Raw genomic sequence first — 24,786 nt, forward strand, 5'->3', positions numbered from 1 at the left:
CGGTTGCAGGACGGGCGTCGGTGGCAGGACGGGCGTCGGCGGCGGTACCGGTGCCGGACGACTACCCGGAGCACTGGGAGGCCGACGTCGTTCTGCTGGACGGCGGGACGGCGCACATCCGGCCGATCCGCCCGGCGGACGGAGCACTGCTGCGCCCGTTCTGGTCCCGCCTGTCCACCCGGACGATCTACTTCCGCTACTTCAACGTCCGGCGCGGCCTCAGCGACGAGGACATCGCCCGCACGACCCAGGTCGACCAGCGGGCCCGCGGCGCACTGGTCGCGCTGATCGGCGGTGAGATCGTCGCGCTCGCGCACTGGGAGCGCGGCCGCGCGACCGACGTGGCACCGCCCGCGCTGGCCACGGCGGCCGAGGTCGCCTTCCTGGTCGAGGACGCCCAGCAGGGCCGCGGGATCGGCTCGGTGCTGCTGGAACATCTCGCCGCGGCAGCGGCCGAGCGCGGGGTGCGCCGATTCGACGCCGAGGTCCTCGGTGAGAACCAGCAGATGATCCGGGTGTTCCTGGACGCCGGCTACACCGTGGCGCGGGCCTGGGAGCCCGGCGCTGTCCGGCTGTCGTTCGACATCGCGCCGACCGCTCGCTCCGTCGACGTGATGCGGGCCCGGGAGCACCGGGCCGAGGCGGCGTCCGTGCACCGGCTCCTGCACCCGCGGGCGGTGGCCGTCATCGGGGCGGGCCGGGACCGGGGTTCGCTCGGCAACATCGTGCTGCGCAACCTGCTGGCCGGCGGCTTCGACGGACCGGTGTACCCGGTGAACCCGCTCGCAGCGGCGGCCGACGGCGCTGTCGCCTCGGTCCGGGCGTACGCCTCGGTCGAGGACACGCCGCCCCCGGTCGACCTGGCGGTGCTGTGCGTGCCGGCCGCCCAGATCCCGACCGCGGTGGCCGCCTGCGGGCGGCACGGGGTACGCGGGCTGGTCGTCATGACCGACCAGCGTGACGACACCGCGGACGCCCGGCTCGCCGCGGACGCCCGCGCGTACGGCATGCGGGTCGTCGGGCCGGCCAGCCTCGGCCTGCAGAACCCCGCCGCGGGCCTGAACGCGTCGCTGGTCGGCGAGATGCCGGCTGCGGGCCGGATCGGCTGCTACTCCCAGTCCGGCCCGCTTGGCGGCGCGCTGCTGGAGGCCGCCGCCGGCCGCGGCCTGGGACTGTCGGTCTTCGTCTCGGCCGGTGACCGCGCCGACGTCAGCGGCAACGACCTGCTGCAGTACTGGAAGGCCGACCCGTCCACCGGGGTGGCCCTCATGCACCTGGAGACCTTCGGTAATCCGCGCAAGTTCGCCCGGCTCGCCCGCTGGCTGGGGCGGGACACCCCGGTCGTCGTCGTGCTCTCCGAGCGGACGCCGCTGGACGAGGCGCTGCTGCGCCAGGCCGGGGTGATCGGCGTCGACCGGGTCTCCCAGGGCCTGGACGTCGCCCTGCTGCTCGCCAGCTGCCCGCTGCCGGCGGGGAACCGGGTGGCGGTCGTCGGCGACTCCCGCGCCCTGGTCCGGTTCACGGCGCGGGCCGCGGACGCCGCCGGCCTCGTCGTCGAGGAGGTGCTGCTGCCCGTGGACAGCACCCCGGAGGCGTTCCGGAACGCCCTCGTCGCCGCGTCCACCAGGGCGGACGCCCTGATCACGGCCGCCGTGCGACCGCCGTCAGCGGTACCCCGGCCCCGGCCCGGTCCCACCGGCCGGACTGGTCGGACCGGTCCGGCCGGTCCCGTCGAGCCGGCCGCGGTCGGCGCGGCCAGCGCGGCGGCGAGCGTGAACGTGCCGTTGCTGGCGACCGTGAGCGGCGGTCGGATCGGGCCCGAACTGGACGGGATCCCCACCTACTTCTCGCCGGAGGCGGCGGTCGGCGCGCTGCGCCGGGCTGTCGCCTACGCCCGCTGGCGGGCGCTGCCAGCAGGCGCCGTCCCCCCGCTCCCGGTCCGCGCCGACGAGGCCCGGCGGCTCACGGCGGGCGTGACCGGCACGCTCACCTCCGGCGCCGCGCGTGCGCTGCTCGCCTGCTATGGCATCGAACTCACCCCCGGACCGGACGTCCCCAGCCCGGGGCAGGACGTCCACCTCCCCTGCGCGGCGGGGCCGCCGGGCGTGGCGGTGGTCCTCGGCGCTGAGGAGAATCCCCGCTTCGGTCCACTGGTGTCCTTCGGGCTGGCGGGACCGGCGACGGAGCTGCTCGGCGACCGGGCGCACCACATCCTTCCGCTGACCGACGCCGACGCGGCCCGACTGGTCCGGTCGGTGCGCGCGGCGCCCCTGCTCTTCGGCTACCGCGGAGCCGCGCCGGTCGACGTCGCGGCGCTGGAGGACCTGCTGCTGCGGCTGGCCCGGCTCGTGGACGAGATCGGCACGGTGCGCCGCCTGGCTCTGGACCCCGTCATCGTCGCGGCGGGCGGGGTCAGTGTGCGCGCGGCGGAGATCCTCCTGGCGCCCCCGACGCCACGGGCGGATGCCGGTCCGCGCCGGTTCTGGAGGCCGGTGACGGAACGCCCGGCCGCGGCTGACCCGCAGCCCGGTTCGGCACAACGTGTCCCCACCGTCCACAATCGTCTGCCATGACCACGCCGTACCCTGCTCAGCCAGCTGGCCGGCCGCCCCTCGGCCCCGACGCGGACGGCCGCGACGTCGCCGGTGACGAACCGGCCGGGGCGGGTGGTCCTGACTCCACGGGTATGGGCTATCCCGGTCTGCCGATGCCCGGCTGGGACGGCACGGATCATGCGGCGGGAGGCTGGAACGGGCTGGCCGGGAAGCATGGCTGGCCCGCCTACGCGGAGGCGAGTGGCGCGGGCGCCGGTGCGGCCGGTGCCGCGGCGCACACGCCGTCCGGCTGGGAACCGCTGGCGGGCGAGGGCGAAGGCGGCGAGCAGCGGCCCCCGGCCACGGCCGGACTGGCACCCCACGGCCCGGCGCCGGTACCACCGCTGCTACCGCCGTCCGAGTCCGGACCGTCCGCGGTGCCGCCGGTGACTGTGCCGGACCAGCTGCAGCCGGACCAGCTGCAACCGGACCCCCTGCAGCCCACTCCGCAGCAGCCCACTCCGCAGCAGTCCGGGCAGCAGCAGTCCGGGGCAGGGGCCTCCGGGCCCGTGCCGCCCGGGGCACTGCGCCCGCCGCCGCCGTCGGAGGTGCCGCCGGGGTTCGTGCCCTCCCTCGGCCAGGTGGCCGACGAGCGCTCTGTGGGCGGAGCCGCCGGGCCTGGTTTCGCCGGCCTCCCGGGATTCCCGCTCACTGCCCCGCCGAACGGGGCCGGTGCGATCCCCGCTGACTTTGGTACGCCCTGGCACACACCGCCCCTCGATCCGACGTCCATGCCCGTCGCCGCCTCCGCCTCCGCGGCGGGCGCGGCGGGCGGGACGGGAGTCGGAGCGGTCGGCGGAGTCGGGCCGGACGGGCTGCTGCCGCCGGGCTCCGCCCATCCCGGTGCGGGAGCCGACCTCGGCACGTCCCTGTCGCCGCCGCTGCTCCCCCCGACCGCGGATCCCACCGGGCAGACCCTGCGGGACGCCCTGTTCGACCGGGCGCCGGTCGGCCTCGCCCTCTACGACACCGCCGGCCGCTACGTCCGGGTCAACGAGGTGCTCGCCCGGCTCAACGGACGTCCGGCCGTCGAGCATCTCGGCCGCACGATGTCGGAGCTGCTCGGCGACATCGGGCAGGAGATGGACGTCCTGCTGGGCCGGGTGCTGCGAACCGGAGAGCCGGTGACGGACCTGGAGATCGGCGTCGCCACGGGCGGCACCGGCCCGGACCAGACCTGGCTGGCGAGCTGGTTCCCGGCGACGGACCGGCTGGGCACGCCCGCCGGTGCCGTCCTGGTCGCGGTCGACGCGACCCGGGCGAAGACGGCGCAGGCAGACCTCACCCGCGCGCAGGCCCGCGAGCGCCTGCTGGTCGACGCCGCGGCCGCCGACGTCTTCCACGCCGCCGCCGACGGCGCGCTCGACGTCGATCTGCCCCGCTGGCGCGCGGCGACCGGGCAGATTGGCCCGCAGACGGCCGGTTTCGGCTGGCTGGACGCCGTTCATCCGGACGAGCGGGAGCAGGTCCGGCGGTCCTGGCACGGCGCGGTCGAGCGCGGCGAGCCGTTCGACGCCGAGTTCACCGTCCCGGACGTCACCGGTGGGTTCCGGACGATGACCGCGCGGCTGGTGCCGGCGGTGGACGGCCAGCACGCCGAATGGGTCGGCGTGCTCGCGGACGTCACCGAAGCCCGTTCGGCCGCTGCGGCGCGGGCGTCGTTCACCGCCGCCGCGGACGAGGCCGCGTGGCGCCGAGACCAGTCGCGGCGCCTCACCTCAGCGCTGGGGCGGGCGGTGACCGTCGATGACGTGGTCGCCGCCGTGGTCGAGCACGCCGGCCGCGCCGCGCGCGCCGTCAGCCGCGGCGTGGCGCTGATCGACGAGACCGGCGACCGGCTGCGTTTCCACCAGCTGGTCGGCACCTCGGCCGAGTACGCCGGGCGATGGTCGGAGGTGTCGCTCGGCGCCATTCACCCGCTGGCCGAGGTCGTCCGTGGCCAGCGGCCGGTTCTGCTGCGCAGCCGGGACGAGCTCGGCACCCGCTGGCCGGTCGCGGACCTGCTCGGCACCGTCGAGACAGGCCCCGAGCATGCCTGGGCGCTGGTGCCACTGGCGACGACGGATGCGCCGTTCGGTGTCCTGCACCTCGGTTTCCCCGCGGCACGGGATTTCGACGGCGAGGACCAGGAGTTCCTGCTGGCCCTCGCCGAGCAGTGCGCACAGGCGCTGGAACGGGCGACGCTGTTCGAGCGGGTCGCCGCCGACGCGACCGAGCGCCGGCTGGCCCGGGACGAGTCCGACGCGGACCTGGCGACAGCCCGGGCCGCCGCCCAGACCCAGCAGGCGTCGGCTGCCACGGCCCGGCGCCGGTTGGAGCAGCTCGCCCAGGCCGGAGCCGCGGTCACGGCCGCGGCTGATCCCGACCGGGCGCTGGCCGCGCTGGCGGCGGTGGTCGTCGCGGAGATCGCCGACGTCTGCCTCGTCCACCTGGCGTCCCCCACGGACGGATCGGACCCCGCCGACGGGCCCGCGGTGCGCCCGGCTGTGTTCGCCGTCCGCGACGGCCTCGCCGCCGGCCCGCCGCCGGGCGGCCCGGCGCTGCTCCTGCCCACCCCGAGCCCGCTCACCGCTGTTGCTGTTGCTGTTGCCGACGGTCCGGGCGGGCGCCCCGGCCCCATCCTGCTGAACGCGGGGGAGGGGAGCGCGGCGCCTGGCGGCGTCCCGTACTCCGGCGCCCTGCCCTCATCCGGGGGGCTGCCCCTGCCGGGCCTGCCGCTGTTCCTGGACGGCGTCCTCGCCCCGGAGCTGGCCCGGTGGGTCCGCGACGCGGAGGGCCACAGCGCCGCCGCGGTCCCGATCCTGTTCCGTGGACGGCCCGTCGGCGTCCTGACAGTGATCGCCACCGGTGAGCGGGCCGCGTTCACCGGGGATGACCTGCCCTTCCTGACCGAGGTCGCGGCCCGCACCGCGCCGGCCCTCGAACGCGCCGGGCGGGGCGGGCCGGCCGGCGGCGAGGCCCGCGAGCTGCAGCAGGCGCTGCTGCCGCGGCTGCCCGCCCTGGCCGGTCTGGACCTGGCGGCGCGGTACCTGCCCGCCGGTGAGGCCGACGAGGTCGGCGGCGACTGGTTCGACGCCATCGACCTGGGTGCCGGGCGGGCCGCGTTGGTCATCGGCGACGTGATGGGACGCGGCCTGCGCGCGGCGGCGCTGATGGGGCAGCTGCGCAGCGCCGTCCGGACCTGCGCCCGCCTCGACCTGCCACCAGCGGAGGTGCTCACCCAGCTCGACCTGCTTGTCGCCGACCTGGCCGAGGACCTGATCGCCACCTGCATCTACGCGGTCATCGAGACCGAGACGGGCCAGCTCACCCTGGCCAGCGCGGGGCATCCGCCGCCCCTGGTGGTTGCCCCGGACGGCCTGGTGTCGCGGCTGTACATGGCGGTGGCGACACCGCTCGGGCTCGCCCGCGACGCGATGACCGAGTACACCGTGCAGCTCGGGCCCGGCTCGCTGCTCGCGCTGTTCACCGACGGGCTCGTCCGCGGGCGCGGGACGGACATCGACGCGGGCGTGTCGAACCTCGCCGCGGTGCTCGCGCGCCCGGCGGAGGACTGGGACGACCGGCTCGACGTGCTGGCGCGGGCGGCCTGCGCCGCCCGCCCGCCGACGGGCTCGGGTTCCGGCGATGACGTGGCCCTGTTGTTGGCCAGACTGCCAGAGCGCGACAGCCGGGCGGAGCCGCTGGACGTCTCGGCCGACCCGGGTGCCGGCCTGAGCCAGGTGCGGGCCCAGGTCCGGGTCGCGCTGGAGAACGCCCTGCTCCCAGCCGCGTTGATCGACACCGTGGTACTCGTGCTCTCCGAGCTCGTCGGCAACGCGCTCGTGCACGGCCGCGAGCCGCTGTCGGCGCGCGTCCGCCGGATGGCGGCCGCCGGAACCGGCACGGGCGGGGCGCCGCACCTGCTGATCGAGGTCACCGACGCCGGCGGCCGGATGCCCCGCCGGCGCCGCGCCGGGCCCGAGGACGAGACCGGGCGCGGGCTCGACCTGGTGGGCAGGCTGGCGTCCCGGTGGGGCACGCGCCCGGTCGGCGACGGCAAGCTGGTGTGGGCGGAGATCGACCCCGACCGGACCTGACGGGAACTACCGGGGCGCCCCAAGGCGGGCTCCGCGCCCGGACGATCGCCCAGACCGATCGCCCGGGCGGACTGCCCGGTCGCCGGGCCGGTCAGCAGCGGGGCGTCGGGGCCGGCCGGGGCTGGAAAGCGGCTGTCCCGTTCCGGCCTTCTCCGGCCGCGCAGGGGCGCGGGTACGTCCTGCTTTCCCTTGACCGGGACGCCGGAACGCCGGCCGGCTCGCGTAACGTGAGCGTCATGCCGGACGCCGTGCTGCGCCTAGATCAGGTCACGGTCAGACGTGACGGGCAGGATCTCCTGCGCGACGTGAACTGGGTGGTGAACCAGGGCGAGCGCTGGGTGCTCCTCGGGCCGAACGGCGCGGGTAAGACCACCCTGCTGCAGATCGCGTCCTCACGGCTGTTCCCCACCTCCGGCACGGTGCATCTGCTCGGCGAGCGGCTGGGCCGGGTGAACCTGCAGGAGCTGCGCTACCGCGTCGGTGCGGTCAGCCCGGTGCTCACCGACCGACCGCCGGCCGACGAGCGTGTCCTCGACGCGGTGGTCACCGCGGCCTGGTCGGTGCTGGGCCGCGGCGACGAACAGTACGACGACGTCGACCTGAAGCGGGCCACCGAGTTGCTGGGCCAGTTCGGCTGCCGGAACCTCGCGGCACGGACCTTCGGCACCCTTTCCGAGGGCGAGCGCAAGCGGGTTCTGATCGCCCGCGCACTGATGACCGATCCCGAACTGCTCCTGCTGGACGAGCCGGCGAGCGGCCTCGACCTTGGTGCGCGGGAGGCGCTGCTCCGGCGGCTCACCCGGTTCGCCGCCGACCCGGCCGCGCCCGTCACCGTGCTGGTGAGCCATCACGTCGAGGAGATACCGGTCGGGGTCACGCACGCCCTGCTGCTGCGCCGGGGCCAGGTTCTCGCCGCCGGGCCGGTCGGCGAGGTGCTGGTTTCCGAGCGCCTGTCATCCTGCTTCGGTCTGCCGCTGGAGGTGTCGGCCACTGCGGGCCGGTACGCGGCCCGGCTCGCCGCACCTGGACCGCGTACCCGGCCGCCGGTCTCCGCACCTGTGCCGGCTCCGGCTCGAGGCTGACAGGGCAATCCCGTCGAGGCTGACAGGGCAATCTCGCGCCACCGCGGCTGAGCCGTCATGTCGTCGAGGTAGGTCCACCGGATCCAGCCGGAGAACACCGGCGCCGGTGTCACGTGTGCCGAACCGGCCCGGATCCACCCGGCCGGCCGAGCAGCCCGTCGCCGAGCAGCCCGCGCCATGGCGGGTGGATGTCATCCCGGCGTCCGTCCGCGTCCCGCCTTCGCGTCCGGCGGGCATTCCGCCGACCTCCCGATGCGCGCGGCCGCGCCGGACACGGCCGCGGCCGCGGTGGGCCTGAGTGGCTGTAGCGGCCACGAAAGCTGTCCGCGAACCTGCTCAACCCCGCTCAAGCCGCTCAGGCGGCCTGTGCTGGCCGGTATCGAGAATCGAGGGTTTCATTACCCTCCCCGCGTACGAGGGCCTTCCCGGCGCGGTGAGGCGGCCGGGGAGCGGTCCCGGTCGCGGGTCGACTCCCGGCGGGTCGACTCCCGGCGCCGGCCGCGGCCGGCGCCGGGGTGTGGAGGCGCTCGACCCGGGCTGGACCCGCCGTATCCGCGGTGGCAAACCGGGCATCGTGACCGGCGAAGGCGGGACGGGTGCAGGCCGGTGCCTTGGGGGTCCTTATCTGTCGGTGGCCTGAACGTGTCGCGGTGCCGGGGTTCGGCCTTCGAAAAATGTGATTCCGGACATAGTGATTTCCGGCATATCGGTACTCAGGTCTCGTCAAGGAGATCCCGTAGCCAGCGGGCGCTCGTGACCTGTGCGCCGAGTGCGCGAACGCGATCCCGCAGCGCCCGATCGGATGTCACCACCAGAGTCGGCGATGTCGTGCCGCGTACCGCATCCACGATGGCGTCGTCCCCACTGGCTGGTGCGTGGATCACCAGGAGGTGTGGGGGTTCCGTCCCCTTTCCGGGTAAGGGGGCGTTCGCTTCCGATGCTGGCGCCGGGAGCTGGTCTTCCCGCTGTCCGGCGGAGATATCGCCCGAACCGTGCCGGGGTGGTGCGAACTTCGGCGAGCCGGGCCCGGCCGGTACACCCGCCCGGGCGGCGCCTTCGAGAACAAGAAGCACCTGTGCCGGCCGGTCGGCTTGAGTGCGGGGTCCATCCGCCCGGTGGAGCAGGGTGAGAATGTCCCTGTGTAGTCGCCTGGCGGCACCTGCGCGGTCGCGCCACCAGCCATCGGGTCGGGCGCCAATCACGTTCGCCGCGTCCACGACCCAGGTGAGACCGTAGTCCGCGCCAGTCGGGTGCATAGCGTCAGGAGCGGAATCCGGCGTACTCATCCGGCGCGGTGGGTCGGCTTTGGCAAACACGGCGGTGGGTTCCCGCCCAGCAGGTTGACCAAAGCCCCTGCCCCGTCAGGGGCCTCGTTTGCCGGGCAATCGAACGGTCCGGACGCGTACCAAGCCTGTCTCGTGCCCGGGTAGCGGCGTCTCCGGGATGGCGTCGGCTGCTGGTGGGTTGCCGTGAGCGACGGTGGCGCCGTTCGTGGGTCGACGTTTCGAACCGGAAGGTGTGATTCGAAGAACATGATCATCTCTCTATCATGTCGATGTCGATCCGCTCCTTTGGGCTGCGTCGACACCCCACCTCGAGCCCGCACTTGCGCCATCGACGCGGTTGGCACGCGAGTCTGTCGAACCAGGCGTGACAGTTCACGGTGTTCTCGTGGTAATACTAGACCCGTAAGTTCTGCGGTCCGCTGACCTGAAGGAGAGTGGCATGGCTCAGAAGACCATCGTCTCGTTGATTGACGATCTCAGCGGAGAAGAGGCCGACGAGACGGTCCGGTTCGGACTGGACGGCGCACAGTATGAGATCGACCTGTCGGAGAAGAACGCCACGAAGTTGCGGGAGTCGTTGGCGCCGTTCGTCACCGCCGCCCGTCGTTCCGGTGGGCGTGCCGCCAGTGGCCGGCGCGGCGCGCGCGCTGCTTCGCGGCGCACCGGCGGAACCGACCGCACGGCCGACATTCGCGAGTGGGCGCGCAGCAACGGCTACACGGTGAGTGACCGCGGCCGTATCGCGTCGAACATCGTGGAGGCGTACGACAAGGCTCACTGAGCCTGGTCCTACTGCTTTCGGGTCGACGCGCCGAGCGGGTCGACCCTGGTACTACCCGAGCACCACCCTGATAGCTGGTGTGGGTCTCCTCGGGCCGGCGGCCGAAGAAGGCGTGATCATCTTTTCGCGTCGTGGTTCCTGCCCATCGTGCGATCGATGGGCAGGAACCAGACCACGTTGTGGCGATTGCCGGCCGACGGTCGTACTACGGCCGGGGGCGGTCAAATGGGCGGCCGGCTGGCAGGATCCCTCGCGGTTTCAGCGCCTGCCGGCTTCGCCGGCCATCCATCTTTCGACCTCGTCGGCCGAACGCACGAGCCCGTCTGACATGTTGCGACTTCCGTCTGACGTGACCAGGATGTCGTCCTCTATGCGGACGCCGATCCCGCGGAGCTCCGGCGGAACGGTGAGGTCGTCCGGCTGGAAGTAGAGGCCGGGCTCGACCGTCAGTACCATCCCCGCCTCCAGCGAGGCATCCCGGTATGTTTCATCGCGCGCCTGCGCACAGTCGTGCACATCCAGTCCGAGCATGTGTGACGTCGAGTGCAGCGTGTAGCGCCGGTGCAGGCCCGCCCCCGGGGCCTTCGGATCCTCGCTGAGGGACTCCTCCGGGGTGACCGGCAGCAGCCCCCAGTCATGCAGCGCCTGCGCGATCACGCGCATTGCCGCGCGGTGTGGATCGAGGAAGGTCGCCCCCGGCCGCACGGCGGCAATTCCCGCCTGTTGTGCCTGGTAGACGACGTCGTGGACCTGGCGCTGGAGGGGGCTGAAGCGTCCGCCGACGGGCAGCGTGCGCGTCAGGTCGGCCGTGTACAGCGAGCGCCCCTCGACACCCATGTCGAGAAGAGCCAGGTCACCGGGCCGGACAGGGCCGTCATCCCGCACCCAGTGCAGGGTCGTGGCGTGTGGCCCGCAGGCCACGATGGATCCGTAGCCGACGTCGTTGCCGTCGACCCGGGCCCGCCGCCAGAACGTTCCCTCCAGCCACCGCTCGCCGTTGGGCAGGGCCGCCGCGCGCTCGAACTCGGTCATGCACTCGGTGAAACCGACAATGGTCGCGGCCACCGCCTCGTCGAGACGGGCGATCTCGAAATCGTCCTTGACCAGTCGGAGCTCTGACAGCGTCTGGGCGAGCACGGCATCCCGATCGGCGGACGACGTGGTCGGAGCCCAGCGGCTCACCGCCCGGTCGACCCGAGCGTCCAGTCCGCGCAGCACTCTTGTCCGGGCCGGGGCGAGACGGGCGAGAGCTTCGGGTAGTTCCGGCAACGGCCGGCATTCGACGTCAAGTGCTGCTGTGGTCTCCCGCACCCCGGGACGCGGGCCGACCCACAGTTCGCCGTAACGGCGGTCCGTGTAGAACGCGGAGCTGGACCGGTCGGAACGATCGGCGAGATACAGGACGGCGTCGTGATCGCCGGCGGCGTTGGGATGCAGGATCAGGACAGCGTCCGGTTCGTGACATCCGGTGAGCCAGAAGAAGTCACTGCCCGGGCGAAACGGGTAATCGGTGTCGTTCGCCCGGACGTGGATCCCGCCGCTGGGCACAACGAGTGTGTCCACGGGGAATCTGGTGGCGAGAAGCGAGCGCCGTTTGGTGGTGTAGGGAGCGCACTCGTCACGCGGCGCGACCGTGTCGTCCACCGGAGCCCAGCCGCTCGCCATGAAACGCCGGAAGGCGGCGTGTGGCTGCTCGTCGTGATTGGCCTGTCGGGCCCTGTCCGGTTCGTCCGTTCCTTGTTCGGCTGTCGTCGGTGGGTTTTCCGGTGGAGCCCCGGTCTGCCCGGCGACCGCGGAGGCCTCCGCCGGCGGCGTTGCCTGTTCCGCTTCCGCGCCGGGCGAAGTGAGAGAGCTCCGGTGTGCGGTGTCGTCGCTCCCGCCGCCCGGGGGTGAGCCCGGGACGGGGTGTGAAGCTGGTGTTTGGTGGGACTGGGCGCTCATACCGTTAACGGTAGGCCGCCCACGCCCTGGTCGGGTAGCGCCGTTCGCCGTGGCGAGCGCTCCCAGGCCGATGCGGGGCCTTCTCGCCGTTGATCTCGCCCGGGTTTCGGCCGGCCCCTTCGCGACGATGATGTGCGCCGATCTCGGGGCCCGGCGCATCAAGGTCGAACGTCCGGGGCGCGGCGACGACTCGCGTACCTACGATCCGTTCATCGGCGGGCGATCGATGTACTTCGCTCGGGTCAACCGGAGCAGGCAATCCATCGTTCTGGATCTCCGGTGCGCGACGGACCGTGACCTTCTGTTGCGGATCGTCGATCAGGTGGATGTTCTGGTGGAGAACTATCGGCCGGGGGTGATGGAGCGGGCCTGGGCTCGGCACGCACCTGCTCGCTGCGCGCAATCCCGTCTCATTTTCGTGAGCATCTCCGGCTCCGGGCAAACCGGGCCGTGGCGGGAGTGCCCGGCATACGACACCGTCGCGCAAGCCGCGTCGGGTATGGTGTCCATCACGGGTCGTGCGGGTGAGGGCCCCTTCATACCGGGTGTTCCGATCGTGGATCTCGCTGCCGACTCCACGTTTTCGGGGCCATCGGTGCAGTGCGCCGCACGGTCGGGGAGCCACGGGCCGCGGAACCCATCTTCTTGATATTGCCATGTTCGGCGCCGCGGTCTCCCCGCTCGAAGGGTCCGCGTTGGGATATCTGGCGACCGGTGCCGCCCCGCACCGGAAACGCACACTACTCCATCGCCCCGTTTGAGACGTTCGCCTGCGCCGCCGGCGGCATCGTGATCTGCGCCGCCAACGGCGACCTGTTCGCCCGGCTCTGCGCCGTGATCGGCCTGCCGGACCCGGCGGTGGCTCCGCATCTGCGCGCCAACAGCGGTCGGCTGAAGGTGCGGGCGAAGCCGAAAACCGAGATCGAGTCGGCGCTGCGCCGCCGGGGCTGCGGACTGGCTCAAGATACTCCAGGAGACGGGACCGCCCAGTGGGCCATCAATGAGGTCGCCCAGGCGATCGGCTCACCCCAGACGAGCGCCCGCCGGATGGTGATCGAGGTCGGCGGCCTTCTGCTTCCCCGGTAATCCCATCAAAGCTTCGGGGTGTGTGGATCCGGTCGAGCGCCCCGCCGTACCGGCCCTCGATGCGGACGGCTCGGTGATCCGGACGGACGTCGCGGCACCCGCGACCAGCCGAGCCCCGCCCCGCCCCGCCGAGCCTGTCCCGCCCGGGACAGGTCGGGACAGCTGGACCGTTCTGATCGCTGGGAGAGCCGTGATGGCTGGGACGGTCGTGTCAGCCTGCGGGTACCTGGGCAGACCACGCGTCGCGGGAGCTGTCGGATACCGAGCAGCGTCGGTAACGCGTGACCGGGATAGCGGTACAACGGAGGATGCCGACAGAACACAGGTAGAACAGTCATGTGCGGTCAGCGTGGTCCGCGGAGCCGGGCAGGTACCGGTTCGCGGCCTGCGGGGCCGCAACAGCGGGTATCGGGTGACCATGGTGGGTATCGAGTGACGTCGGCACCGGTCAGCCTGGTGCGGATGTCGGACGAACCCGGCGATACCCCGGCCGCCTGCGGGCGGTACGGGAGCACGTCGGGTCCGGGCGGGGCGACGATCTTCGCTCCGGCAGGTGAATGAGGGGACGTGGCCGTGAGCTGGCCTCCGAACGATGGCAATCCGGATGGTGGGGATCCGCGTGACCGCCGCCGGAGGCCACCCGGCGCAGGCGCGGGCCGGTCGGCTTCCCCCGACCCCCGGGCGCCCCGGGCCGGCTCTCCGCGGCCCCCCGCCGGCGGTGAGAACTGGCCGGCCGGCGGGTGGCCCCGCCGTGAGCCCCGACCGGTTCCGCCGGCGGTTCCGCCGACCAGACGGCTGCCACCGGCCGCCCCGCCCGCCGGCCCGGGGTCACGCCAGCCCGGCTCACGCCAGCCCGGGTCGCAGCAGCCGGGAGCAGGGTGGCCGCGTCCCGGACCGGGTGGTGGCAGGCCCGAGCGGTCGCACCCCGGCCCGGGTGACCGTGGCGGCGCGCCGCCGGCCGGGCAGTACGGCCGGTACGACCCGAACGGTCCCCGCGACCCGTATGAGCCGTATGGTCCGTATGCGGACGAGCCCGTCGACGAACCGCGGCGTCCGGCCAGCGGCGCACGCCGTGCCATCCTGGTGTGCGCAGCCCTTGTCTCCGTGGCGGTGCTGGCGGTCGCGACGAGCGGCTGGGCCGTCCTGCGCCACTATGACGGCAAGGTCGGTCATGTGAACCTGTCGTTCTCGGATGCCGCTGCCCGGCCCGACTCGGCCGGGGGCGGGACCCAGAACATCCTGCTCGTCGGGTCCGACACCCGGGCGGGCACCGAGGGGGAGTTCGGGCAGACCGAGGGCCAGCGCTCGGACACGACGATCCTTGCGCATCTCGACTCCGACGGCTCCACGACGCTGGTGTCGTTCCCGCGGGACCTGTGGGTCGAGATCCCCGCCTACGCCGACCCCGACGGCACGGAACACGGCCCGCAGAACTCCAAGCTCAACGCGGCGTTCGCGTACGGCGGCCCGTCACTGCTGATCCGGACGATCGAGACCCTCACCAACATCAGGATCGACCACTACCTGCAGATCGACTTCGTGGGTTTCCAGGCGATGACCGATGCGCTTGGTGGCGTGACGGTCTGCGTCAAGGAGCTTCCGCCCGAACTGAAGTCGCGCGGCCTCGACAACCTGAACGACAGGTACTCCGGCTGGCAGGGCCAGGTCGGCAACAACACTCTCGACGGCACCCAGGCACTGGCCTTCGTCCGCCAGCGCTACGGCCTGCCGGAGGGGGACATCGACCGCATCCGCCGGCAGCAGCAGTTCCTCGGTGTGGTCTTCCGCTCCATCGCCTCGACCGGCACCCTGCTCAACCCCGGGAAACTGATCAACGTCGTCGACGCGGCCACCTCGGCGCTGACACTCGACGAGAACACCTCCCTGGCCGACCTGCGCCTGCTTGCCGTGCGGATGCAGGGCATCAGCAGTGGTGGGGTCGCCTTCGAGACGATTCCCGCGACGCCGTCGACGGTCGGGGAGCAGTCGGTGCTGCTCGCCAGTCCAGAAGAGCTGGGGGTGCTGCTGAACCGGCTCGGTGGGTCCGTTCCGCAGAGCGCCGGCGCGACCGCCCTCGCTCCGGCGGGCTCAGTGGCGCCCGCACACCTCGCCGTTCCGGCGGGCTCTGTCCTGGCGGGCTCCGTTCCGGCGGGCTCCGTTCCAGCGGGCGCTGTGGTGCCGGCGCACCAGACGTCGCGGGAGCGGGCGGTGTCCGCCCGGTCGGTGCAGGCCCAGGGCCAGGCGGTGCAGGCCCAGGATGCGCCAGCCCAGGGCGCGCCGGCCGAGGGCGTTGGCTGCACGTACTGAGCGGCCCGGCACGTACTGAGCGGCGCGGCGGCCGGCGCCCGCGCCGCGAGGTCCGTCCAACAGGCCCGCCGGGGATCAGCGGGCGTGTTGCCGGCGCTCGCCGCGGTGCCGCCGGCGCGGCGGGCGCTCGTCCAGCGCGGCGTTGAGCTCGGCGCCCAGCAGGACCGCCAGCGCGGTGATGTAGAAGAAGAGCAGGGCGGCGACCGGCGCGGCGAGCGATCCGTAGACGAGCTCGTTGCTGAAGACCAGCTCCAGGTACATGCGGAGGAGATAGCTGCCGACGAGCCACAGACACAGGGCCAGCCCGGCGCCGGGCAGCGCCCGCCGCCACGGGCGGCGCTGCGGTAGCGCCAGGTTGTACAGCGACGTCAGCATCGCCAGTGAGACCACGCCGACCACCGGCCAGAAGAGGTCCTTCAGGAGCTCGTCCACGATCGGGTGGCGGCTGGAGTCGAGCAGGTCGGAGAGAATGCCCGGCCCGAGCACCAGCGCGGGCAGCAGGATGACACCGGTCGCGACCTGGGCGAGGAACAGCGCGAGGGCGAGGAGCCGGCTGCGCACCGCGGAACGCAGCTCCCGCTGGCCGTAGGCGATCGTGATCGTGTTGACGAACGTCGCCATCGCGGCGGAACCCGTCCACAGTGACAGCAGGAAGCCGATGGAGATGACGTCCGGCCGGCCGCGGGAGAGGATCTCGTCGATCGTCGGCCGCACCGTGCCGTCGACCACCGACTCCGTGAGCAGGTTGTCGGCGGCACCAAGGATGGTCTGGCGGACGTTGTCCAGGGCATCACCGCCCAGTGCGTCACCGACGTAGCCGATGGTGCCGAGCAGTGCGAGCAGCAGCGGCGGCATCGACAGCAGCTGCCAGAAGCCGGCTTCGGCGGCGAGCCCGAGCACCCGGTGCCGCCAGGCGTTGGAGACGGTCACCCGGGCCAGGCGCAGAGTGCTCCAGGGGATCCAGGAGCGGGGCCGTAGCAGCCGGCGGGCGAGATCTCGCAGGGCCTCACCGCGAAGGGGGCCGCCAGGGCCGAAGAAGACGCGGAACCCGACAAGCGCCCGCCCCGCGCGCTGGGCTGCCCCGCGTGCGCCGCCTCGGACGGCTCCTGGGCCCCCGGGGGATGCCAGGGCAGGTGCCGGCTCGTTCCCCGTGGTGGACACGTGCCCACCGTATGACTACTCACCCAGGTGGGCGGTCAGCGCACCCTTCGGTCAGATCCATGTGCTCGAGGTGGGCATCGGCCCGGCCTGGCGGCCACGACGCCAGGCCGGACACGAGTCGAGGGCATGCCATGCGTCCATGGCATGCCCTCGGTAGCAGGATGTGTCAGGAGACACTCAGCTTTTCGGTCTCGTCGTGGTACTCGACTGCCACCGAACGGAGCTTGGAGTCGTACGACTTCGCGTGGTGGCGGCAGAACAGCAGGTCTCCGCCGCCAGGCAGAACGACCCGGACGTACGCCTGTGCGCCGCACCTGTCGCAACGGTCGAGGTTGGTCAGCGTCGGCTTCGTGGTAGTCCCTGTCACACCTTCTCCAACTGTGTTGAGCGGCCAGACGTTCCGCCTGACCATGTGACGGTTTACTCACAGCCGGCTCTCTCGGCGTCGTTGCATCCAGAGCGGCCCCCGCCCCCCGGTTCCACCCGGGGGTGGAGCGGTGACGGGTCTCGTGCTCAGGTCCGCCGGTCAGGGCCGGCGAGCGCCGAACACGATGTCATCCCATGCTGGCACCGACTTGCGTCCGCGTCGACCGCCTGCGGGACGTTCGCCTCCACGAGCTGTCCCGTTCTGGCGCCCACGATTACCCGCTGCCGCCGCCTGGTTGCCCCGCGTCGACTTCGCGGCCGTTTCCGTTGCCTCATCTGCCGGATCTGTGGCAGTGCTCTCATCTGCGGCGTCCGAGGTGGGAGCTGTCGCCGGGGCCGAGTCGCCGGTAGCGGCACCGTGGACCGTGGTGCCGTCGGCCACGGAGGCGGTGTCGACGGAGGCGGTGTCGACGGCGCTCTCGCCCGGCGTGGTCCCTGCCAGGTACTCGGTGCTGCTCGGGTCCGCCCCCGCGGCGGCCGGCGCGGACCCGGCGGCGCCGGGTGTCGCGGGGGCTCCGGGCGAGTCGGTGGCGCGGGCGACCGCGGCGCCGCCGCCAGCCACTCCCGCCCCGCCGGGCACTCGTGCGGTGCCGGTACCGGGCCGGCCGGGGCGCCCCGATGCCTGCGCCGCCGTGCGCGCGGGGGCGGTGGGGGCGCTACGGGTCCCAGCGGCACGGCGTGGCCCGCTGGCCGCGGCAGCTGACCGGTGTGGTGCGGTCAGCGGTGCGGTCTGCGGCGGTGTGACGGGCGTCTCCGCCGCTGTCGTCCCCCCGTCGGTGCCGTGCGGCTCGGCGGCCGTGACAGGGCTCTGAGCGTCGGCCGGGGCCTCGTCCCAGACGTCCTCGGCGGGTGACATGCCGGTCAGATCCTCGATGGCCTCCGCGCCCGCGGCGCCGACACCGGGCGTCTCCGGTGCGACGTCCGCGAGCGAGGCGGGGCTGGGGCCGGCACCGAGGAGATTCACCTCGTCGATCGGCTCCGACCCGGCGTGGGGAACCTGGGCCGCCGTGGGCACCGCCTCGTCGGGGGCGGCGGTGAAGTCGGGGGCGAGGGCACGGCGGCCGGTCGGCACCGAGGCGGAGGGCTGGCTCTCGCCGCCGGGGCCGGCCGTGTCGTGGTCCGACGGCGGTACCGCACGGTCGCGGGTGGCGAACCGGCCCGTGGGCGGCGCGGCGCGCCGGCCGCCCACGGGCCGGGCCGGCGCGCCCGGCGCCGTTCCCTGCCATGGGGTCGGGGCCGCGCGGCGGGCCGCGGACACCGGACGGGGCGGGGCGGCCGGGTAGGCATCCTGGGATGACGCGATCCGGGTGGGCCCGGTGTGCTCCGGTGAGCGGGACCGGCCCGCCCCGTGGAGACCCGTGCTCCGGCCCGCGGCGTCGTACCCGGCCGGCCCGTACCCCTCGGAGTTCTCGTGGCCAGCGCTGTCGTGGCCAGCGCTGTCGTGATCGGAACCTTCGTACCCGGCGGTTTCGGCGGCTCCCGCGTCGCCGTACCCGCCCGCCCCGTACCCGCCGGGGGCACTGGCCTGGTGGGACCCGCCGGAAGCAGCGGTCTCGTACCCGGCGACCTCCCGGCCGCCGGTCCCAGGCGCAGCGGCCTCGTAGCCGGTGGGCTCGTACCCGCTGCTGCCGTAGGTCACGCGGCCGTGGCCGGTGGACTGGTGCCCGGCGGACTGGTGCCCGGCGTCGTTGCCCGCGTTGTCGACTCCGGCCGGCTCGTGGGCAGCGGTGGTGGCCTGCGGGCCGGTGACCGGCGCTTGCCTGCCGGCGTCCGCCTGGCCGTACCCGGCCGGATCCGGCGCGCCGTGGCCGGCCGTCGCGCCGGTGCCGCCCGGCAGGTAGCCGGCAGCGTTCCCCGCCGCGGCCGCTGCGGGGAACGGGGTGGGCGCGGCGGTCGGAGCAGCCGGCTCCTGCGGCTGCACGGATCCACCGGCCCCGTGGGTGCTGCTCGGGTAGGTCGGGGGGGCGCCCTGGTCGTGCACGAGGGTGAGCGCCGGTGCGGAGGAGCGGCCGGGACTCTGCGGCTGCGGCTGTGCCGGCGGCAGCTCGACGGACTCGGGGGCGACCAGCGCCCGAGCGGCGTCGTCGTGCGGGCGGACGCGGCGGACCACCGGGTCCCACGTCCAGCGGGCGCAGCGGCTGTCCGAGGTGAGCTGGACCAGCCAGATCCCGTCCACCCGCCGCCAGGCGTCCCACTGCGCGGCGATCGGATCGTCCTGGACGCTGAGCAGGCGCGCGTCGACGACCTCGCCGAGGGGCCGGCCCGGGATGCCACCGGGGTCCTTCGGGAGCAGCGCGGCGCGGGCCTCCTGGACCACCCGGGCGCGCTCGGCGAGGACGGGCCCCTCGTAGCGCTCGACCCGCTCCACGGGGATGCCCGCGGCTCGCGCGACGTCCGCGGCGGTCTCACCGGCCCGAAGCCGGGCCTGGATCTCGCGGGGGGTCAGCGCGCTTTCCGCGCGTACTTCACTACGTCGGGCCCCGCGCAGCGCGGCCCTCAGCCGATCGTCAACGGCGACCCGGAACTGTTCCGCATCGGCACGCCCGGCTGCGTCGGCGAGTACGAGATAGCCGCCGTCCTCGCTGAGTGCGACCGCCCGCAACTCGCGCATGGCGCCTTCTCCTCCCGTCGATCTCCTGCCGTGGGGCCCGGCGCGGTGACATACCGCGCCGACGCCCGTACGGGGCCGAGCATCCGGCCTGCCCCGAGGGACACTCTGAGGGCATGCCGGCGTGCGGCGTGCACGCTAAACCGCCTCGCCGCCATGCCCGGTAGGTGACAGCCTGCCATCGATGGCGCCAGACGGTCGCATTGCGGCCGACGACACGCACAGTCTGACTCGCGTCGAAGGTTCTGGACACGTCGGGGGCTGGTCCCGGACGTCGATGTGACGTATCACCACCCAGCGGACCACCCATGTGGATGGCCCGTCCGGGGGATGCCCGCGGGACGGGCGGGCGACTCGCCGGCCCCCCGTGGTCAGGGACGCCGGCCCCCCGGCGGCCGGGTGGCCGGGCCTCGCCGGCGGGCCGGCCGCGGGACGGGCCGCGGGCGGATCTGCTCACCGGCCGCGAACATGGCCGCCCCGACGATGCCCGCCTCGTTCTGCAGCTGCGCCGGGACGACCTTCGTCCGGAGCTCCAGATGGTCGAAGAAGCGGTCCGCCTTCTTGCTCGCCCCACCGCCGACGATGATCAGATCGGGCCACAGCAGCGCCTCCAGCGCGCCCAGGTAGCGGTTGACCCGTTTGGCCCACTTCTCCCAGGAGAGGTCCTCGCGCTCCCGGGCGGCATCGGACGTCTTCGTCTCCGCGTCGTGGCCGTGAATCTCCAGGTGCCCCAGCTCCGTGTTCGGGATCAGCTGGCCGTGCAGGAACAGCGCGGTGCCGATGCCGGTGCCGAAGGTGGTCATCACGACGAGGCCGGCGGTGTCGCGGCCGGCACCGAAGGCCATCTCGGCGATCCCCGCGGCGTCCGCGTCGTTGACGACCGCGACCTCCGTGCCGCCGAGAGCGGGCCCGAGTGCCCCGCCGAGCACCGCGGACACGTCGCTGCCGACCCAGCTCTCGTCGACGTTCGCGGCGGTGTGCGCCACCCCTGCCCTGATCACCGCGGGGAAGGTGGCGCCGACCGGGCCGGTCCAGCCGAAGTGCTCAGCCACCTGCGCGACGGTCTGCGCGACCGCCTCGGGCTCCGCCGGATGCGGCGTGGGGATGCGGAACCGGGGGGCGACCAGCGTTCCGTCCTCAGTGTCGACCGGGGCGCCCTTGATACCCGTCCCACCGATGTCGACCCCGAAGACCCGCATGTACCCCGTCCTCTCCCCAGTGTCTCGCTGTGCGCCGTGCCGCGGAGCGCCGTGCTCCGAAACGCCGGCGCCGGGCGGCCTCGCCGGGCCACGCCGACCTTGCCTTACCTGCTGTAGTTTCGCAGGCCGCCGGGACGCCGTGGCGGTCGCGGGCGCTTTCGACGGTGCCGGACGTTCATAGCCACTGCGGACGATCGGGCCACCCGGGGCACGACCTCCGGCGTCGGGCGTGCCCGCCAAACGCGTGTGCCCCGTCCGGACGGCACCTAGTCTGGCCGTATGCGGCTAACCGATTCCCACGGGCGAGTCGCGACGGACCTGAGGGTGTCGCTGACCGACCGGTGCAACCTCCGTTGCACCTACTGCATGCCCGCCCAGGGGCTCGACTGGCTGCCCACCGCGCAGATCCTCACCGACGACGAGGTCCTGCGCCTGGTCACGCTCGCGGTGACCAGGCTCGGGGTGACCGAGATCCGCCTCACCGGGGGTGAGCCGACCCTGCGGCCCAGTCTCGTCCACCTGGTGGAACGGATGGCGGCGCTGTCGCCGCGGCCCGAGATCTCGCTCACCACGAACGGCCTGCGGCTGAGCGACCTGGCGCCCCGGCTGGCCGCCGTGGGTCTGGACCGCGTCAACATCTCGCTGGACACGCTGCGCGCCGACCGCTTCGCGCGGATCACCCGCCGGGACCGGATCGAGGACGTCTTCGCCGGCATGGCCGCCGCGGTCGACGCCGGGCTCACCCCGGTGAAGGTCAACGCTGTCCTCGTCCGTGGCCTGAACGATGACGAGGCGGCGCCGCTGCTGCGCTTCTGCCTGGAACACGGCTACGAGCTGAGGTTCATCGAGCAGATGCCGCTCGACGCCCAGCACGGCTGGCGGCGGGCCGAGATGGTCACGGCAGCGGAGATCATGGAGCTGCTGCGGGCCGAGTTCAGCCTGGAACCGGCCCGGGCCCAGGCACGGGGGAGCGCACCGGCCGAGCTGTTCATGGTTGACGGCGGCCCGGGCACCGTCGGGGTGATCGGCTCGGTGTCCGCGCCGTTCTGCGCCGCCTGCGACCGGGTGCGGCTCACCGCGGACGGGCAGGTCCGCAACTGCCTGTTCGCGCGGGAGGAGTCGGACCTGCGGGGCCCGATGCGCGCCGGCGCCGGCGACGACGAACTGGCCGTCCTGTGGGCCCGGGCCGTCGAGGGCAAGCGTGCCGGTCACGGCATCGACACGCCCGGCTTCCGCCAGCCGGACCGCCCGATGTCGGCGATCGGCGGTTGACCCGACCGGGAGTGTCCGCGCGGCCTGGCGTCACCCGCACGGGCGGCGGCGGCGCTCCGTGGGACGCGATCGTGCTGGCTGGCGGCCTGGCCCGGAGGATGGGCGGCGTGGACAAGGCCACTCTCGAGGTGGACGGCGCCCGCCTGCTCGACCGCGTGCTCCACGCGGTCGAGGCGGCCCGTTCGACCGTCGTCGTCGGACCACCCCGGCCGCGGCCAGCTGGTTCCCGGCGGGTCCGATGGGCCCGCGAGTACCCACCCGGCGGGGGCCCCGTCGCCGCCATCGCCGCCGGGCTGCGCCTGGTGGAGGCCCCGGTTGTCGTGGTCCTCGCCGTCGACCTGCCCTTTTTCGGTGCGGCCGAGGTCCGCGGCCTGCTCGACCGGCTCGACGTGCACTCCGCCGCGGTCCCTGCGGTCCCTGCGGTCCCTGACGGCGCTGCTGCTGATGCCGCCCCGGTCGATGTGGCGGTGCTGAGTGATCCGTCCGGGCGGCCGCAGTACCTGGCCGCCGCCTGGCGCACGGCGGTGCTCCGGGCCGCGCTGCCGGCCGATCCTGCCGGCCGCTCGGTGCGGTCGCTGCTGGCAGGCCGGCAGGTGCGCGCGGTGCCGGCGGACGCCCGCGCCTGCCTGGACTGCGACGATCCCGAGGCACTGGCCGCTGCCAGGGCTTTGCCCCGATGACGCCGCCCGCCGGGTGGCGCGACCGACCGCGGACCGCGTCGGTCAGCAGCCGAGGGACAGCCTCGGCAGGCACACGGAGGATGGAGGAAGGCTGGTGACGGGTGGCGACGACGTCTCGCGGGTCCTTGACGGGTGGGTGGCCCGGGTGAGCGCCGCGCTCGGCCTGGAGCCCGCAAACGTGGACGCCACGCTCGTCCTCGACCTCACCCGGGATGTGGCGCACGGCGTCGCCCGGCCGGCGGCGCCGCTGACCGCGTTCCTGGTCGGGCTGGCGGCGGGCCGCGCCGGCGGGAGCGGGGCGGACGTGCACGCCGCGGTCGAGACGGTCCTGTCACTGCTCTCCAGTCCCGACACCGGCCCGGACAACGCCGCTCGCGCCTGACGGACAACGCCACCCGCGCTGCCTGCCTTTCTGCCGGTCGCCGCGGCGACGGCGATCGGGGGTGCGGCAGGTGTCCGTCCGTCAGCGCATGCGGGCGGTGCCGGTCTCGTCCAGGTAGCCACGCATATCGATGGCCATGGTGTGGACGTCGTCCGCCGCGGGCTCGGGCTCGTCGTCCTCGGCGTCGCGGCTGTAGCGGAACGCCAGTCGCGGAAGCATCTGCGTCGGCGCGTCGACGAGGCCGGGCGCGGCCTCGATCAGCCCGGACTCCCAGTCGAGCTCCTTGCCGCTCAGCGGACCGGACGGCAGGCTTTCCGCAGCCGGTGACTTCGTGACGATCACGAAGTCCAGCACGCCGAGAACGACGATCACTGCCAGGGCGGGGATGGCCGCGACAGGCCGCCACACGGTCAGGCCCACCATGACGAACACGGCGACGACGGTGAGCCCGCCGACGATGTGCCTGCGCACCGGGGGCAGCGCGGGAACCTTCCGTCCACGCCGGTAATGCGCCATACCCGACAGTGTGCCCCCTGCGGGGTACCTGTCCAGAGCTGGGTACTCCTGCGCCCTATTTCAGGCCCCGGATATTCGGCGCTCGCACTGATCGTCCGTGCCTGGCCGGGGTGCGCTGCCGCCGGTCCGGGGACGGCCCGATCGTGCGTTCATGGGCCCGCGCCGCGCAATCTTCGCCGGGCTCGGACGGAGACCGGGTGGTGACCGACTGGCGCCCTCACCTGGGGGCCCGCAGGGTGGAGACCGGCGCCGCACCCACCAGGGAGGGGGCGGCCATGACAGCGGAGGGTATCGGCGGTCACTCTTTCCGGTGAATCTTCTCCGACCTCACACCGGATTGAGTCACACTTGCAATGGGAAATACGAGATCCATGGCCCGGTGTAGATCCATGGACCGGAGTCGCACCATGGGATCGACCTCGCGAGGCTGGAGGATCACCGTGGAGGTTAAAAGTCGTGGCCTGCCACGACCACTGCCACGACCCTGGCCATGTCCACGGCCGAGGTCCGGCCCCGTTCTGGTCATCGTCACGGTGGTCGCGCTTCTGGCCGCTGTGGTCGGGTGCGGCTCGCCCAGTTACCAGTATGTAACGAACAAGAAAGACGGCGCGTTCCTCAAGGTGCCGGCCGGCTGGACGCATCAGGAGATGCCCGGGCCCGCGCTGTTCGGTATCGACGCCCGCACCGTGAGCCCGGAGATGCTTCGCGGCCTGATGTCGCGGGAGTGGGTCGTGGGCCTGGACGCGGCCGAGAAGTTCGACGAGACGAGCCTGTTTGTTCCCGACGCCCCGTTGCCGAAGGGCTTCGTCCAGGTGCGGCACCTCCTTCCCGAGGAGGCCCGGGCGGTCTCCACGAATGACCTGCGCAACTTCGTCGTCTCCGTCGACGACGCGGTCGCGGCACAGGAGGAGGCGGTCCGCAGGGATCCCTACGGCGCGCGGATGGCGCCGAACTTCCTGCTGTTGGCCGACGAGGCGGTCGCGCAGGACGAGGGCGTCCACGGAGTGCACCTGGTGTACCAGGTGGCCACGGCGGCAGGCCTGGTGACCATTGATCAGACGAGCCTGCTGGACCAGAACCAGACCGTGCTCTACCAGCTCGTCCTGGCCTGTTCGGCGCTGTGCTACGCCCAGCACGGCGGGCAGATCGGCGAGGTCACGGGCTCCTTCACCATCAAGCCGACGGACCGAGGGCAGCAGGCATGAGTTGCCCTGTGTCAAGCCGCCACTTGCCGAGCTTGATCGGCGACCGTTCTTTGATCTTGTTTGAGGACTGTCTGGAGTGCGCCGTGGGCGGTGGGGTCGTAGGGGACGCCGTCCTGCCAGCAGCGCCAGATGACGTTGACCCAGGCGCGAGCGAGGACGCGCACGGCGTGGGGATGGTCGT

The 24,786-nt window shown here is 73.3% G+C and carries 18 protein-coding genes; 11 read left to right on the forward strand and 7 right to left on the reverse strand.

Annotation, left to right across the window (positions count from 1 at the left end; genetic code table 11):
* Positions 1-20 precede the first annotated feature (20 nt).
* The 3 genes from AB1460_RS11470 to AB1460_RS11480 all read left to right on the forward strand — a co-directional run bounded on the left by AB1460_RS11470 (position 21) and on the right by AB1460_RS11480 (position 7,755).
* Positions 21-2,573 (forward strand): GNAT family N-acetyltransferase, encoded by a 2,553-nt coding sequence (locus AB1460_RS11470; protein WP_368960970.1) that lies wholly within the window; start codon positions 21-23, stop codon positions 2,571-2,573.
* Complete coding sequence (locus AB1460_RS11475) at positions 2,570-6,673, forward strand: SpoIIE family protein phosphatase (protein ID WP_368960972.1); 4,104 nt, start codon at positions 2,570-2,572, stop codon at positions 6,671-6,673. Before AB1460_RS11470 ends, AB1460_RS11475 begins: the two co-directional genes overlap by 4 nt.
* Positions 6,674-6,909: 236 nt before the next feature.
* Complete coding sequence (locus AB1460_RS11480) at positions 6,910-7,755, forward strand: ABC transporter ATP-binding protein (protein WP_368960974.1); 846 nt, start codon at positions 6,910-6,912, stop codon at positions 7,753-7,755.
* A gap of 713 nt (positions 7,756-8,468) precedes the next feature.
* Here the strand turns inward: AB1460_RS11480 and AB1460_RS38345 are convergent.
* Entirely contained in the window at positions 8,469-8,603 is a 135-nt protein-coding gene (locus AB1460_RS38345) for a hypothetical protein (RefSeq protein ID WP_420497258.1), read from the reverse strand.
* 877 nt (positions 8,604-9,480) lie between these two features.
* Here AB1460_RS38345 and AB1460_RS11490 point away from each other — a divergent pair.
* Positions 9,481-9,822 carry a histone-like nucleoid-structuring protein Lsr2 gene (locus tag AB1460_RS11490; RefSeq protein ID WP_006542630.1) on the forward strand — a complete coding sequence of 114 codons (342 nt, stop codon included), beginning with the start codon at positions 9,481-9,483 and terminating at the stop codon, positions 9,820-9,822.
* A gap of 258 nt (positions 9,823-10,080) precedes the next feature.
* Here the strand turns inward: AB1460_RS11490 and AB1460_RS11495 are convergent, their stop codons facing one another.
* Entirely contained in the window at positions 10,081-11,487 is a 1,407-nt protein-coding gene (locus AB1460_RS11495; RefSeq protein ID WP_368960978.1) for an aminopeptidase P family protein, read from the reverse strand.
* Between the two features lie 346 nt (positions 11,488-11,833).
* On the opposite strand from AB1460_RS11495, the gene AB1460_RS11500 reads away from it, so the two are divergent.
* From AB1460_RS11500 to AB1460_RS11510, 3 genes are all read left to right on the forward strand, one after another.
* The gene (locus tag AB1460_RS11500) at positions 11,834-12,412 is read left to right on the forward strand and encodes a CoA transferase (RefSeq protein WP_368960980.1); all 579 of its coding nucleotides are present in this window, start codon (positions 11,834-11,836) and stop codon (positions 12,410-12,412) included.
* Positions 12,413-12,477: 65 nt separating this feature from the next.
* Entirely contained in the window at positions 12,478-12,849 is a 372-nt protein-coding gene (locus AB1460_RS11505) for a CoA transferase (RefSeq protein WP_368960982.1), read from the forward strand.
* 1,083 nt (positions 12,850-13,932) lie between these two features.
* A complete protein-coding gene (locus AB1460_RS11510; protein ID WP_368960984.1) occupies positions 13,933-15,156 on the forward strand; it encodes an LCP family protein in 1,224 nt (407 codons plus the stop codon).
* A 75-nt stretch (positions 15,157-15,231) separates the two neighbouring features.
* On the opposite strand, the gene AB1460_RS11515 is transcribed toward AB1460_RS11510, so the two are convergent.
* The 4 genes from AB1460_RS11515 to ppgK form a co-directional block, all read right to left on the reverse strand.
* Complete coding sequence (locus AB1460_RS11515) at positions 15,232-16,317, reverse strand: YihY/virulence factor BrkB family protein (RefSeq protein ID WP_368960986.1); 1,086 nt, start codon at positions 16,315-16,317, stop codon at positions 15,232-15,234.
* Positions 16,318-16,483: 166 nt separating this feature from the next.
* Complete coding sequence (locus tag AB1460_RS11520; protein ID WP_018636871.1) at positions 16,484-16,684, reverse strand: DUF7455 domain-containing protein; 201 nt, start codon at positions 16,682-16,684, stop codon at positions 16,484-16,486.
* 159 nt (positions 16,685-16,843) lie between these two features.
* Positions 16,844-19,354: a septation protein SepH gene (gene sepH, locus AB1460_RS11525; RefSeq protein WP_368960988.1), complete on the reverse strand. Its 2,511-nt coding sequence runs from the start codon at positions 19,352-19,354 to the stop codon at positions 16,844-16,846.
* A 368-nt stretch (positions 19,355-19,722) separates the two neighbouring features.
* The gene (gene ppgK / locus AB1460_RS11530) at positions 19,723-20,550 is read right to left on the reverse strand and encodes a polyphosphate--glucose phosphotransferase (protein WP_368960990.1); all 828 of its coding nucleotides are present in this window, start codon (positions 20,548-20,550) and stop codon (positions 19,723-19,725) included.
* 279 nt (positions 20,551-20,829) lie between these two features.
* Between ppgK and moaA the strand changes: the two genes are divergently transcribed.
* The 3 genes from moaA (at position 20,830) to AB1460_RS11545 (ending at position 22,884) form a co-directional block, all read left to right on the forward strand.
* Positions 20,830-21,822 (forward strand): GTP 3',8-cyclase MoaA, encoded by a 993-nt coding sequence (gene moaA, locus AB1460_RS11535; RefSeq protein WP_368960992.1) that lies wholly within the window; start codon positions 20,830-20,832, stop codon positions 21,820-21,822.
* An 11-nt stretch (positions 21,823-21,833) separates the two neighbouring features.
* The gene (gene mobA / locus AB1460_RS11540; protein WP_420497260.1) at positions 21,834-22,502 is read left to right on the forward strand and encodes a molybdenum cofactor guanylyltransferase; all 669 of its coding nucleotides are present in this window, start codon (positions 21,834-21,836) and stop codon (positions 22,500-22,502) included.
* 94 nt (positions 22,503-22,596) lie between these two features.
* Positions 22,597-22,884 carry a DUF6457 domain-containing protein gene (locus AB1460_RS11545; RefSeq protein WP_368960995.1) on the forward strand — a complete coding sequence of 96 codons (288 nt, stop codon included), beginning with the start codon at positions 22,597-22,599 and terminating at the stop codon, positions 22,882-22,884.
* Positions 22,885-22,965: 81 nt separating this feature from the next.
* On the opposite strand, the gene AB1460_RS11550 is transcribed toward AB1460_RS11545, so the two are convergent.
* Complete coding sequence (locus tag AB1460_RS11550; RefSeq protein ID WP_368960996.1) at positions 22,966-23,400, reverse strand: hypothetical protein; 435 nt, start codon at positions 23,398-23,400, stop codon at positions 22,966-22,968.
* A gap of 533 nt (positions 23,401-23,933) precedes the next feature.
* Between AB1460_RS11550 and AB1460_RS11555 the strand changes: the two genes are divergently transcribed.
* Positions 23,934-24,605, forward strand: coding sequence for a hypothetical protein (locus tag AB1460_RS11555; protein ID WP_368960997.1), 672 nt, complete (start codon positions 23,934-23,936; stop codon positions 24,603-24,605).
* The last annotated feature ends 181 nt before the right edge of the window (positions 24,606-24,786 follow it).

Origin of the sequence: Parafrankia sp. FMc2 (assembly GCF_041008525.1) — a bacterium.
Lineage (GTDB): Bacteria > Actinomycetota > Actinomycetes > Frankiales > Frankiaceae > Parafrankia.